The organism is Nocardioides thalensis (genome assembly GCF_013410655.1).
GTDB classification, from domain to species: domain Bacteria; phylum Actinomycetota; class Actinomycetes; order Propionibacteriales; family Nocardioidaceae; genus Nocardioides; species Nocardioides thalensis.
Window position 1 is genome coordinate 3,031,947 of the sequence record NZ_JACCFP010000001.1, and the last position, 12,849, is coordinate 3,044,795.

The 12,849-nt window shown below is 68.6% G+C and carries 12 protein-coding genes, 1 tRNA gene and 1 pseudogene; 6 read left to right on the forward strand and 8 right to left on the reverse strand.

The features are described 5' to 3' along the window. Positions 1-24: 24 nt before the first annotated feature. Complete coding sequence (locus tag HNR19_RS14830; protein WP_179668641.1) at positions 25-1,320, forward strand: tetratricopeptide repeat protein; 1,296 nt, start codon at positions 25-27, stop codon at positions 1,318-1,320. A 31-nt stretch (positions 1,321-1,351) separates the two neighbouring features. Here the strand turns inward: HNR19_RS14830 and HNR19_RS14835 are convergent, their stop codons facing one another. Then, a complete protein-coding gene (locus HNR19_RS14835; protein ID WP_179668642.1) occupies positions 1,352-1,591 on the reverse strand; it encodes a hypothetical protein in 240 nt (79 codons plus the stop codon). A 240-nt stretch (positions 1,592-1,831) separates the two neighbouring features. On the opposite strand from HNR19_RS14835, the gene HNR19_RS14840 reads away from it, so the two are divergent. Then, a complete protein-coding gene (locus HNR19_RS14840; RefSeq protein WP_179668643.1) occupies positions 1,832-2,092 on the forward strand; it encodes a hypothetical protein in 261 nt (86 codons plus the stop codon). Positions 2,093-2,874: 782 nt separating this feature from the next. Beyond that, on the forward strand, positions 2,875-3,066 hold the full coding sequence (locus tag HNR19_RS14845) for a hypothetical protein (protein WP_179668644.1): 192 nt from the start codon (positions 2,875-2,877) through the stop codon (positions 3,064-3,066). A 223-nt stretch (positions 3,067-3,289) separates the two neighbouring features. Here HNR19_RS14845 and HNR19_RS14850 read toward each other — a convergent pair. After that, positions 3,290-3,363: transfer RNA gene (locus HNR19_RS14850), tRNA-Met, on the reverse strand. Positions 3,364-3,502: 139 nt separating this feature from the next. Here HNR19_RS14850 and HNR19_RS14855 point away from each other — a divergent pair. Further along, on the forward strand, positions 3,503-4,384 hold the full coding sequence (locus tag HNR19_RS14855) for an SDR family oxidoreductase (RefSeq protein WP_218910268.1): 882 nt from the start codon (positions 3,503-3,505) through the stop codon (positions 4,382-4,384). A 13-nt stretch (positions 4,385-4,397) separates the two neighbouring features. Here the strand turns inward: HNR19_RS14855 and HNR19_RS14860 are convergent, their stop codons facing one another. Next, positions 4,398-4,952 carry a GNAT family N-acetyltransferase gene (locus HNR19_RS14860; protein ID WP_218910269.1) on the reverse strand — a complete coding sequence of 185 codons (555 nt, stop codon included), beginning with the start codon at positions 4,950-4,952 and terminating at the stop codon, positions 4,398-4,400. Positions 4,953-5,300: 348 nt separating this feature from the next. Between HNR19_RS14860 and HNR19_RS23720 the strand changes: the two are divergent. Next, positions 5,301-5,762 (forward strand): annotated as a pseudogene (locus HNR19_RS23720) (phosphatase PAP2 family protein); the annotation flags it as partial. Positions 5,763-5,854: 92 nt separating this feature from the next. On the opposite strand, the gene HNR19_RS14870 reads toward HNR19_RS23720, so the two are convergent. Next, positions 5,855-6,565: a helix-turn-helix transcriptional regulator gene (locus HNR19_RS14870; protein WP_179668646.1), complete on the reverse strand. Its 711-nt coding sequence runs from the start codon at positions 6,563-6,565 to the stop codon at positions 5,855-5,857. Positions 6,566-6,627: 62 nt separating this feature from the next. Between HNR19_RS14870 and HNR19_RS14875 the strand changes: the two genes are divergently transcribed. Then, a complete protein-coding gene (locus HNR19_RS14875; RefSeq protein WP_179668647.1) occupies positions 6,628-7,515 on the forward strand; it encodes an NAD(P)H-binding protein in 888 nt (295 codons plus the stop codon). A 46-nt stretch (positions 7,516-7,561) separates the two neighbouring features. Here HNR19_RS14875 and HNR19_RS14880 read toward each other — a convergent pair whose 3' ends face one another. The 4 genes from HNR19_RS14880 to HNR19_RS14895 are packed head-to-tail and all read right to left on the reverse strand — an operon-like array spanning position 7,562 to position 12,805. Beyond that, the gene (locus HNR19_RS14880; RefSeq protein WP_179668648.1) at positions 7,562-8,176 is read right to left on the reverse strand and encodes a trimeric intracellular cation channel family protein; all 615 of its coding nucleotides are present in this window, start codon (positions 8,174-8,176) and stop codon (positions 7,562-7,564) included. A 3-nt stretch (positions 8,177-8,179) separates the two neighbouring features. Further along, on the reverse strand, positions 8,180-11,161 hold the full coding sequence (locus HNR19_RS14885; protein WP_179668649.1) for a UPF0182 family protein: 2,982 nt from the start codon (positions 11,159-11,161) through the stop codon (positions 8,180-8,182). Next, positions 11,158-11,757, reverse strand: a complete 600-nt coding sequence (locus HNR19_RS14890) for a PPA1309 family protein (RefSeq protein WP_343047199.1) — start codon at positions 11,755-11,757, stop codon at positions 11,158-11,160. The genes HNR19_RS14885 and HNR19_RS14890 overlap by 4 nt, the downstream gene beginning before the upstream one ends. Before the next feature lie 10 nt (positions 11,758-11,767). After that, positions 11,768-12,805, reverse strand: coding sequence for a YlbL family protein (locus tag HNR19_RS14895; RefSeq protein WP_179668651.1), 1,038 nt, complete (start codon positions 12,803-12,805; stop codon positions 11,768-11,770). Positions 12,806-12,849: the final 44 nt, after the last annotated feature.

The following is a 12,849-nucleotide window of genomic DNA, read 5'->3' on the forward strand; positions in this document are numbered from 1 at the left end:
ACCCCTCCAACGACAGGATCACCTATGCTCAAGTACCTGCTGGTCCTCGGCATCTCGCTCATCCTCGCGGCCACGGGAGGGATCGGGATCGCGTCCCGTTCCACGCCCGAGCCGGCCGCCGCCGGCCCGGATGTCCGCATCAACCCCGGTGACGGGCGCGACCTCAAGGCAGTCATCGCCCAGCTCGAGAACGGAGTAGAGAGGGTTCCTGACGACCACGTCGCCTGGGCAACCCTCGCCCTCGCCTATGTCGAGCAGGTTCGTGTGGCCGGCGACACCAGCCTGTACGACCGCGCCCAGGCGGCCGTCGAACGGTCCTTCGAGATCAAGCCCGACGACAACGTCACCGCACTGACCGCCCGCAGCGCCCTGCTCGCCGTGGCCCACGACTTCACCGACGCGCTGGCCGCTGCTGAGGAGGCGCTGGCGATCGACCCCTACCATCCTGCGGCGCTCGTCCTGAGAATCGACGCGATCGGGGAGCTCGGCCGGTACGGCGCCCAGCTCGCCGCACTCCGCGATGCTGACCGTCGCCAACCCGGCGTACCCGTGGTGGCTCGCTACGCCTACGCCTTCGAACTCAGGGGTGATCTCGACCGAGCAGCGCGGCTCCTGCGGCAAGGAGCCCGGACGGCGATCAGTGGTGATCGTGCCCACCTGCTGACCCTTCTTGCCGACGTCGAGCGTCGCAGGGGGAACCTCGACCGGACGGCCTCACTGCTCGCCGACGTCCGTCGTCTCGACCCCGCATACCTCCCCGCCCTGATCTCCCGGGCCCGGCTGGCGATGGCACAACAGCGATTCGCTGCGGCGGCCAGGCTGTGGGAGAAGGTCGTCGACCGCGCCGCACACCCGGAGCACCGCGTCGAGCTGCTGGAGATCTACACGGTGCTCGGTCGCGAGGATCTCGTCGAGGAACAGGAGGCTTTCCTGGTCGACTACGCCTCGGAGATGACCAGCGAGGAACTGGGCCGCGAGCTCGACGTAGCTCTCTTCATGGCCGATCACGCCGACCCCGCCGTCGGCCTCGCCGCCGCGCGATCCGAGTGGCGCGCTCGCCAGGGCGTCCCCGCCGCCGACGCGCTCGGATGGGCGCTGCACCGCACCGGCCGCTCAGCCACAGCCCTGCGATACGCCCGCCTGGCGACCCGGCTGGGCACACCGGACGCCCTGTTCTGGATCCACCGCGGACTGATCGAGGCCCACTTGAACAAGACGACCGCTGCCCGGCGCCACCTCCGCTACGCCCTGCAACTGGACGCCGGCATCTCTCCACTGCAACGGCGCGCCGCCCGACACGCGATCCGGCGGATGCGTTGACTCCGCCATGAGCACCCTTGATGGTCCACCCTCAAAGCCAGGTCGCGGAGTCGACCAGAACCCATACCACGGTTCGACCGTCTGGCAGATCAATGTCGTCGAACCTCACCTCGAACCCGCCAGCCGCCGCCGCGGTCTCCGCCAGTTGATGGAGCAGGACCACACGATCCGCAGCACCGGCCGGGACCCACTCCACGTAGTTGTGCTCCCGATCGAGTGCCGTGCCGATCGCCGCAAGTGTCGCGTCGATCCCGGCGTCGTCGTCTCCCACGGCCAGAAGCCTCGCACGAGCACACCTGACCCCGTCACCGATGGTCCCACCGTCGCTGACGCCGCCTACATGGATTCGTGGACCAAATCGCCGAAGCCGATGGAAGCTCGCGCAGGGCGCGTTGATCGACAGCCAGTCGGCCGATTGCGCGAGTCTCTCGACGAATGGTCAGAAACCTCAACCCGCTGACATGCCTGCGGGGAATGTCGCGCAAGCCCGAGAACTCCTTGGGAGGTCGAAGTGCCCACGGACGGGAGACGCCCGGCGCCGCCGCGGATTCAGGTCTCATGCCTCGACGGCGAGGAGTGCAAGCTCTTCATCGAGCCCTGGGGCGCTGAGTTCACAGTGAGGCGCGGCGCTGCGGTCTCGGTCGAATCCCACGCGTTCGCCATCGGTGCTGTGGACGTCTGCTGCGTCGCTGACGGGATCTCGATCGCCTTCACTACCGATGTTCCGATCGCAATCGTCGACGGCAATGGCCGCCGGCACCGCATTGGCTGATCCCCGACGCCCAACCACACGAGATCCGGCAACGATCAGTCGGCGGGGGGCCAGAGCAGGGACCCATCCGAATGATCGCCATGAAGAGGTAACGGCCACGACTCCGTCCGGCGACGCAAGATCCGTGGTTGGGAGAAGGTTCTCCACGCCGCCTCTAGACAGGCGCTCGGCAGGTACGCACAAGGCGCGAGGTCGACTGGTCGCCACCGGCCACGGAGGTCGATACGCACCGCCTGGTCGATACGCCACCCGGCCAGCGAGGTGGCACCCGGCTCACATCGTGGAGCTCGCAATTGCGATCGCGACGCCCATGAGGACCAAGGCAACCAGAGAGATGGCGGCGATGTACGTCTGATGCACGCGGACCCCGTTCCCCTGTCCGTGCATCTGGACCAGGTGGGTGCCAGTCGCAGGTCGGTGCGACGCCAGCTGCGCAGCGGTGAGCAGGTGATTGCGTCTCGTGGTGGCGCGTTCGCTGTTCGGTTCCATGATGACTCCTGAGCTCCTGATCAGTGGCTGACGCCCCGGACCCGCGACGAGCGGGTCGTACAAGTGATTCGTTGCCACGTGAGGAACAGATGGGTGGCGTGTGCCGTTCGCGGGAGCGTTCACAGCCCGGCCAGTAGCGTCCTCGTGTGGACGTGGCAGAGCAGGTCAGGACTGGCAGCTCTCGCGACGGCTGTCGTGCGTCGACAAGCGCGGCACGGAGGGTGGCTCGCCGACGTCAGTCACCGTGAGGCAAGCAACTGGGCGACCTGCTGCGCACTGCCGAGGACTTGGGAGTGCTGGCCGTGTACGCCGGCGGCCTGGTTTACCGCGAATCGCTGCCGCGCATTCGTGGCCGCCAGGCCGGATCGGGTTCTTCGCCCGTCGACGACGCCCGTCCCGAGGAAGAGTGCCCGTTCTGCCGGAAGGTGGCCATCTCCATGGTGACCGTTCACCCGCTGAGCACGGGTGATACGACCCGGAGATGACAGCAGACCGCCGCCTGTGACGCAGGTCCGTCACTCGCGAGAGGGCCGGTGACCGGACGGCTTCGGGGCAGAACGAGGTCGGTCCCGAGGAGGCCGTGGCGTGTGTCTGACCAGACGTCCGCGAGGGGTTTCTGGGTCACAAAGCGCGACACAAGCCGGAATGGCTCAAATGACAAAGTGGCCCGTGATCTGCGTTTCCGCAGGTCACGGGCCACTTCCTTTGTAGCGGGGGCAGGATTTGAACCTGCGACCTCTGGGTTATGAGCCCAGCGAGCTACCGAGCTGCTCCACCCCGCGTCGGTGAACCCAACGTTACCGAACGGCCCCACGTCGGGCCAAATCGGGGTCGGACCCGGCACCGCGCGCAGCGCAGTCGCCGGGATCGAGTAGAGCTCGCCGAGCTCGTCATCGACCCACCAAGGGCTCCCGTCGGCCCGTGGCGAAGATCGCCGACCTGTCCCGATCTGCCGTGACGTCCGATTCCCGCCAGCCTTCCACCCTGCTGTCTGTCGACCATGGGCATGTGGAGATCAACTTCGAGGGCAAGGTGGCAGTGGTCACCGGCGGAAGCAAGGGTGTCGGGCTCGAGGCTGCGAGGCAGCTGGCCTCGAGCGGTGCACAGGTCGTCATCGGCTCGCGCACCGTCACCGAGGAACTGGCACAACTGCGTGACGAGATGGGAGTGCTCGCGGTTCGCGTCGACCTGTCGAAGGCGGAGGGGCCGGCACGGCTGATCGCGACCGCCGAGACCGAGCGGGGAGGCGTGGACGTGCTACTCAACAACGTCGGCGCGAGCGAGCCCGGACCGACGTTGGCCGACATCGACGACGCGGCATGGCAACGAGTCTTCGACACCACGTTCTTCAGCGCGGTGCGAGCGTCACGGGCCGTAATTCCCTCCATGGTCGCGCGCGGCGGAGGGTCCATCGTGAACGTGAGCTCCATCAATGCGAAGCTCCCCGATCCGGCGATCGCCCACTACAGCGCCGCCAAGGCGGCTCTGTCGAACCTGACCAAGTCGACGGCGATCGAGCTGGCTCCTCATCGGGTGCGTGTCAACGCGATCTCCCCCGGGCCGATCCGCACACCGTTCTGGACTTCCGCCAACGGATTCGCCGCGATCGTCGCCGACGCTGCCGGCACGACACCCCAGGAGGTGATCGACGAGGTCGTGCCGCAGCGCATGGGCATTCTCACTGGCCGGTTCAGCCTTCCCCAGGAGGTCGCAGCACTTGCGGTCTTCCTCGCCTCAGAGGTCGCAGCCAACGTCACCGGCGCCGACTACGTGATCGACGGCGGCGCGCTCAAGACCGTCTGAGCCGATCCGAGCGTCATCTCCGGTCTGCCGCGATCACTGACATGACGTGAGAGTCGATCCACTCGTCGTCCATGAGCAGTACCTGCCGGCGGGTTCCCTCGTGCCGAAATCCAACCTTCTCGTAAACATGCCGCGCGCGAGGGTTGAGATCGAACACCTCGAGCTCGACCCGATTCAGGCCCACCTGGTCGAACGCGTAGTCCAGCGCCAACCTCGTGGCTTCGCTGCCGTAGCCCCTCCCCCGCACGGCGAGCCAGATGCGGTAGTTGCACCACCGGTTCGTCGGGTCGAGGTCGTTGAGAACAGCCTCACCGACGATGTCGCCCGTGGCGCGGTCGACGACGGCCCACACCATCCGGTCAGTCGCCTCCGCCCACGCCTGATAGATCCTCGTCAGCTCGGCCGCTTCCAAGGGGACGAGCTCAGCGGAGCGACTGTTGACGCTCCCGGTGAGCACAGCCACCTCAGCATCGGCGAGGCTGTGATTGAGAACGACTCCCTCCGATCCCCGGATCGGCCGAAGCGTCACAAGGTCCCCGTCGAGCACCGGCTTGTTCGCGAAATCCATCGGTTTCATCTGTTGACCTCCCACTCCACTGGACTTCCTGCCACACCCAGCATCGTCCCCCGATGCGCTCGCGCCGGCATCAGACCAGAGGCCGATCTGGCACCGTCCAATCTCCGACTTCCGAGGTAGACGAGTCACGACCGTAGACAGATCCGCCACGCTCGCGAGTTTCCTAGCGTTCCAGGCATGACTTCAGGATGGCGCTCCTCGCATCATGGCGGCCCTCCCTCGAGCGCCGAACGGCCAGTCGACCAGCCCGCTGGCTCTGGCGCCATGTGGGGGATCGCTGGTCTCCTCGTGGCGCTGTCTGCCGCCACGTTCCTGGCGCGCGATGACCTGTATCGATTGATGGTCGCGACCGCATCGGGAACGGTGTCGGAGGCAGTCGTCCGCACGGTCGCCGAGGTCGGCGTGCTCGCACTGGTCGGTGGCACTGCCCTGCTGGCCGCTGGGACTTGGCTGTGCGACCGACGCGCATTCCTGACACTCACGAGCGCGGGTCTGGGCGTCGTCGGGGCCTACGCCACCAGCGAGCTCACCAAGCTCCTGGTCGAGGAGCAGCGGCCCTGTCGAGCGATGGTCGCGCAAGCCGTGTTGGCCTGTCCCGCGCCAGGCGACTGGTCGTGGCCGTCCAATCACGCAACGGTCGCCGCCGCGTTCGCCTCCGCCTGCTTCTTCACCTTCCCGCGCAGCGCCTGGTTCGCCGGGCCCGTCGCCGTGCTCGTCGCCGGCTCTCGTGTCGCGGCCGGAGTCCACTATGTCCACGACGTGCTTGCCGGTCTGGCGCTCGGCCTGGTGGGCGTCACGATCGCGGTCGTCCTCATGCGTCCGATCTGCGATCGCCTCATTCATCACGGTCCGTTTCGGCAACGCCCGGTCCGCCGTTCCGGTGCGACCAAAGGTCAGGAACGATCGCCGAGCCGTCCGAAATCCGTCGTGAGCCAGGTGGACAGGTCGGCGAACGGTGTCTGCCGGCGGGCGACGATCGGGCCCAGGTGTACGTCGGTGGCGCCGTCCAGGAGGAAGACGCGCCAGGCCTCGCGGTCGAGGTCGTAGGCGACGGCGTACCAGCGTCCGTTCGACTGCACACACTGCACCGAGTCCACCCGGCGAGGGAGCGTGCGACCTCGCTGATCACGGTAGGTGAACTCCACCGACCGCGACGCGGCGCCCGCCCGGGCGAACTTGTCCAGAGCTCGGCCGTCCACCACTGTCCTGGGTCGTCGGACGGTCTGGGTGTTCTCGGCGAGATCGTGCGCCAGCTCAGAGAGTCGCCGCGGAAGCACCTGGAGCAGCTTCGCCAAGGCTCTGGGCGCAGCGTCCTCGGCGACGCGGCCCTCAGCCATGCGGAGGCCGACGATCAGAGCGAGCACCTCGTCATCGTCGAAGACCAACGGCGGCAACCGACTGCCCGCAGCCAGCGCGTAGTAGCCCCCCGGGCCGGGCTTCCGCTCCACGCGGAAGTCCAGGTCCTCGAGACGGGAGATGTCCCGCCGCAGGGTGCGGGTGCTGACGCCCAGCCTGTCGGCGAGCTCGGCCGGGAGCCATGTCCGCCTCGCTTGCAGCAGGGCCAGGAGTCGTAGCGTCCGCTTCGTCGGGTCGTCGTCACCCATGTCACAAGCCTGCCAGCAAAGGTGGACATGATCTGTCCACATCTTCTCCTAGCGTGGACGGCATGAAGATCGCTGTCACCACTCCCTCGGGCCACGTCGGTCAGGTCGTCGCGCGCCACCTGGTGAGGGCTGGCGTGAGACCGGTGCTCCTGACCCCGCATCCCAAGCGCATCCCCGCCGACATCCGCGATCGCGCCGAGGCGATCGCGACTGACCTCACCGAACCGGAGGCAGTCTTGCGAGCCACCCGGGGGCTCGACGCCCTGTACGCCGTCGTACCTCCCACGGGAGCAGAGGACCCGCTGACGGCCTACGAAACTATCGGGTCCAACTTGGCGAGCGCCGTGATCGAGAACCACATCCCGCGGACCGTGTTCCAGAGCAGCGTGGGCGCCGAGCTGCGCCACGGGGCCGGCGAGATCGACGGCCTCGCGACCGTCGAGCAGATGCTCGACTCTGCGCTCGGTGACCGGCAAGGCGTGGTGCACCTGCGCTGCGGCTTCTTCTACACCAACTTGCTCTACCAGCTCGACGCGATCCGCGCCGGGACCGTCCCGACCTTGTGGCCAGTCGATCGCCCGATGCCGTGGGTGGCGCCGCGCGACATCGCGGACGTCGCGACCGCCTACCTGCTCCGACCGGACTGGCGGGGTCGACACGTGCAGGCCGTCCACGGGCCCCAGGACCTCTCCTGGGCGGAGGCGATGGGGGTCGTCAGCGACGTGACCGGCCGTCGCGTCGAGGCAGTCCGCATCGAGGACGGGGAGATGCGAGCCGCGCTCCTCGGGGCTGGGATGTCTCCAGCGGCGGTCGAGGCGATGGTCGGCATGTCGATCGGGCTGCGCGAGGGCTTCGAGCCCGAGCAGGAACGAGATGTGACCACGACGACCGAGACCAGCCTGTCTGCCTGGGCGCACGAGGTTCTGGCGCCGCTCCTTGCACCTGCGTAGCCGACGCATCCCCACGACCGGCCACGCGGGCCCGGTCGGTGACCGCTCAGTCCTGCGACACCACGCGGGGCGCGGGCGCCCGCCAGCCGCGCCGGATCGCCATCAGCCGCCACCCGGTGGTCAGCACGACGGCAGGGCCCACGATGACCTCAGGGCTCAGGCCCAGCTCGACGCCCGTCGCGGCGACGGCAGCACCTGCGAGCGCCGGGATCGCGTAGAGCTCGCCTGAGCGGAGCACCACGGGCACCCGGCCGGCCAGCAGGTCGCGGATGACGCCGCCCCCGACACCGGTGAGCATGCCGAGCGCCGCCGACGGCACGGGGCCGAGCCCGAACTCGTGGGCCTTGAGCGCGCCGGCCACGCAGAACATGCCGAGACCGGCGGCGTCGAAGACGTTCACGACCCGCTCCAGGCGGCCGAGGGCGGGGTGCCAGGCGAAGGTCGCGAGGCCCGCGAGAGCGGGGACGGCGAGGTAGCGCCAGTCCTCGACCCCCGGCGGTGGCACCGCCCCGATCAGGACGTCACGGATGACACCGCCGCCGAGGCCGGTCGCCATGGCGAGCACCACCACACCGAGGATGTCGAGCTGGTTGCGCACGGCGACCAGACCGCCGGAGATCGCGAAGACGCAGATCCCCAGCAGGTCGAGGGTGAGGAGCAATGCCTACTCCTCGGTCGCCCCGTCGGTCGGCTCGGTCGACTCCTCCGTCGACTCCGACTGGTCCGCGGGCTCGTCGTCCCCAGCCGCCTCGTCGCGTTCGTCGGCCAGCGCGACCGCCTCGGCGATCAACCGCTCGGCCTCTTCGATGTGCCGGGCCCACGCCTCGAGGTCGGTGCCCTGAACCTCCTCGGCGGCGTCGAACTCCTGCTGGGCGCGCCGCAGCAGGTCGGCGATCTGCTGGTCGATCGACAGTTCCGGACCGCCCTGGCCGTTGTTGTCGGGCCCTCCCTGGCCGGTGTTGCCCTGGCCGGTGTTGCCGTCGGGCACCGACTCGTTGAGCGCCGAGGCCAGCGCCTCCGTCAAGTTCTCGCCGATGCCCACCTGGCCGTCGTAGTAGACGATCACGTACTGCAGGATCGGGTATCCCGAGCCGCCGGTCTTCACGACGTAGACGGGCTCGACGTAGATCAGGCCGTCGTTGACCGGCAGCGTGAGCAGGTTGCCGTAGATCGGCGGCGTGGCGTCGGAGACCAGGTACTGCTGGAGCTCCTCGCGGACCGCGTCGTCCTGGCTCATCTCGTTGAAAACCTGGCCGGGCGCGAGCACGTTGGCCTCGGTCTCGCGCAGCGAGATCTGCCCGAAGCTCTGGGACGTCGCGTCGGAGTTGACCTCCGCGAACGCCGCCACCGTGTCCTTGCCACGCGGGGTGAAGACCGACGTCATCGACCACTGACCGTCACCGGTGAACACCCGGTAGGGCGGCTGGAACGTGTTGTCCACGTTGGGATCGGTCGCGACGTCCCAGCGGTCATTGCCCTGGTAGAACTCCCCAGCGTTGGTGACGTGGTACTTCTGCAGCTGGAAACGCTGCACCTTGAACATGTCCTCGGGGTAACGCAGGTGGTCCATCAGCGATTGCGGGATCGCCGACCTCGGCTGCACCGTGTCGGGGAACGCGCTCATCCAGGTGTTGAGCATCGGGTCGGTCTCGTCCCAGGCGTACAAGGTGACCGTGCCGTCGTAGGCGTCCACCGTCGCCTTCACCGCCGAGCGCATGTAGCTGATCTCGTCGGTGGGGATGGTCTGGAAACCGGTCTCCTCCGCGAGCGAGTCGTCGGTCATCTCCTCGAAGGACTCGCGCTGCGCGTTGGGATAGCGGTCGGTCGTCGTGTAACCGTCGAGGATCCACTGGACGCGCCCGTCGATCACCGCCGGGTAGGGGTCGTTGTCGATCGTCAACCAGGGCGCCACCGCCTCGACCCGCTCGACGGGCTGGCGGTTGTAGAGGACCTTCGAGTTCTCGTTGACGCGTCCGGACAGGAGGAAGTTCGGCTCGCCGAACTTGAGGGCGTACATGAACTGGTTGAAGGCCCCGCCGACGTCGACGCCGCCCTCGCCGTCATAAGTGGTCGTCGTCTCCTGGCGCGAGTCAGGGTCGAGGTTGAGACCCAGCCCGAGCTCGACGTCATTGCTGTCCTCGCTCGCCTTGCCGACGATGGAGTACGACGGGCTGTCCTCGCCGTAGTAGATGCGGTTCTCGATGTCGGCGGCTTCGGAGAACACGTTGTCGGAGGCAGTAATGCCCTCCGCCCAGACCATACGGCCGTTGGCATCGCCGGCCTGGCTGTCGTCGATCCGGTTGCCGTAGGCCGCGATGAGTCCCTCACCGTGGGTGTAGACCGTGTGGAGGTTGGACCAGTTGCGGTCGGCGGGGTTGATGCCGTCCTGGTCGAGCTCGCGCACGCCGAGCACGAGCGGCTGCTGCCGTCCGTCGATCTCGTAGCGGTCGACGTCGAGTACCGGCGGCACCGAGTAGTAGACGAAGGGCTGCTGCCGCTCCTCGAACGTCTGGCGCACCCGCTGCGGGTCGACGACGGGCACCTGGTCGAGCTGTCCCATCAGCTCGCGCAGGTTGGCGGTCTCCGCCGATCCAGAGGCGTCGAAGGGTTCTGGCTCGACGTTCTCCAGCCCGAACGCCTTGCGGGTGGCCTCGATGTTGGCCTCGATGTACTCCGCTTCCTTGTCGGCCTCGGTCGGCTTGACCTGGAAGTTCTGCACGATCGCCGGCCAGATCATCCCGAGGAGGATGGCCGAGAGCGCGAGGAGGGCGAGGCCCACCGACGGCAGCTGCCAGGTGCGGCGCCAGATGTTGAGGAAGAAGAGGATCGCGCAGATGACGGCGACCCCCATCAGGATGTTGCGCGCGGGCAGCAGCGCGTTCTCGCCGGTGAAGTTCATCCCGGTGAAGCGCTCGTGGTCGTCGGTGACCAGGTCGAACCGGTCGAGGTAGTAGTCGACGGCCTTGGCGAGCACGAAGATGCCGAGCAGGACCGAGAACTGCACCTGCGCCGCGCCCGACAGGCGGTCGTGCTGCACCTGGAGTCGGATCCCGCCGTACAGGTAGTGCACGACCGCGGTCGCGATCACCGCGACGACCGCGGCGGCCATCACGAAGTCGACGACGTAGTGCCACCACGGCAGGTCGAAGACGTAGAAGCCGATGTCGCGGCCGAAGTGCGCGTCCTCCTCGCCCCACTCCTGGCCGTTGCGCCAGAGCAGGTAGGTGCGCCACTGCCCGACGGCCGAGGTGCCGGCGAACCCGCCGACCACGATCGCGACACCGATCAGCAGCCAGGTGCGAATCGGGGTGACGGCATCGCGGTAGCGGTCGACGCTGCTGTCGGCGCCGGGCATCCGGAACAGCGGCCGGAAGCGGTAGGCGAGGTGCATGTTGACGGCGACCGCGGCCCCCATGAACACGCCGAAGACGAGGAATAGCCCCACCCGGGTCCACAGCATCGTGGAGAAGACCTGGCTGTAGCCGACCTCGCGGTACCAGAGCCGGTCGGTGTAGATCGCGGCGAACGCCGTCAGCGCGAAGAACCCGACCAGCAGGATTCCGCCGGTGATCACCAGTGCCCGGGCGCGTCGCCCGGGTCGCCGGGTCGTGGGCTCGTCCGGCTCCTCGTCGAACAGGTCGCTCACGTGTCGGTCCTCTCCTCGTCAGTGCCCGCATCCGGGCCCCTCTCAGGCCCAACGTCCGGGTCGTCCTCGAGGGTTCCGCGCAGCAGCGCGATCAGGTTGGGCACCAGGTCGGGCCCGCCCATCACCGCGGCGTCCTCGTCGTGGGCGCGCAGGCGCAGGGCGCAGTACGACGCACCGTGGCGGGTGACGCCGGCGACGATCCTGACCTCCTGCTTGTCGGGGTGCTCGCGGGCGAACTCGACCGCGGCGTCCCGCTCCTCCGGCACCTGGCCGTCGGCGGCGGGCGGCAGCACCAGCCGCTCCACGACCGCGGCGCACCCGAGCACGCCGGCGGGCCAGACGATCGTCTGCAGCAGCTCCTCGAGCGGCTGGTCGGCGCCGACCTCCTCCTGCTGGATCGGGGTCAGCGAGCCGCGCTCGCGGGTGTCGTCGAGGCCGAGGGCCGCGGCCAGCGCGGGCTCCGCGGCGACCAGCTCGGCGGTGTCGACCAGGGCGTAGAGCCCGGCCGGCTGGTCCCATCCCGCCGCGGCGTGATGGGTCTCGATCTCGAGCACGGCGCGCGCGAGCGCCGGGTCGACGTCCAGGTCCAGGTCCACGCTCAGGTCCTCAGCATCGGGGCAGCTCGGCATCGGGGTCGGCGACCCAGGCCTCGAGGGCGAGTCGCGCCTCGTGCATCGTCGTCGCCTTCACCAGCTCGAGGTCCGGGTCGAGGTCGCTGACGTCGGCGCAGTTGTCGGCCGGCACGAAGAACAGGTCGGTGCCGACGGCCTCGGCGCCCGCGATCTTCTGCTCGATGCCGCCGATCGGGCCGACCGTCCCGTCGGGCATCAGCTCGCCGGTGCCGGCGACGACCTCGCCCCCGGTCAGGGAGCCGGGGGTCAGCGTGTCGTAGACGGCCAGCGAGAACATCAGACCGGCGCTCGGCCCGCCGATGTCGGGGTTGACCTGGATCTTGACGTCGAAGGGGAACTTGTAGCCGATCCCGGGGTAGATCCCGATCTTCGGCGAGCCCTCGTCCATCTCGGGCGCGACCTTGACGGTCACCCGGCGGTGGTTGCGCAGCACCACGATCTCGGCGGGCTCTCCCGGCTCGTGGGCCTGGATCAGCCGGACGACGTCGTCGGCGGTCTTGACCTTCTCGCCGTCGATCGAGACGAAGATGTCGCGGACCCTGAGCTTGCCGTCGGCCGGGGTGCCGGCGTTGACGCGGGCGACCTGGACGGCGGACGTCACCTTCTCGCCGATCTCCTCGAGCGCGACGGCGACGGCGTTGTCCTGCGAGCTGACCATCGACAGCTGACCCTGGATCTCCTCGTCCTCCTCGGTCGTGTCGTCCGGGTGCGCGACGTCGTAGGGGATCACGGCCTCGTCGGGGTCGAGCCAGCGCTGGAGCGCCTCCCCCAGGCTGAGGCGGTCGTCGAACGGCGTGGACTGGACGGTGGTGAAGCGGATCTCGCCGTCGTCGTGGTAGGTCGGGTGGCCGTCGACCTGGATGAGCTCGGACTCGTTCTCGTCCTTCGCGAGGATGTCGAACGTCGGGCCCGGGCTGTAGGCGGCGTAGGGCAGCGGCACGGCCAGCGCGAGCACCGCGAGCACGAGGAGCAGCGGCCCCGCGATGCAGACGGCGATCATGCGCTGACTCATGGCGCCTACCTTCTCACCTGCGACAAAGCAGCCGACGGGTGGTC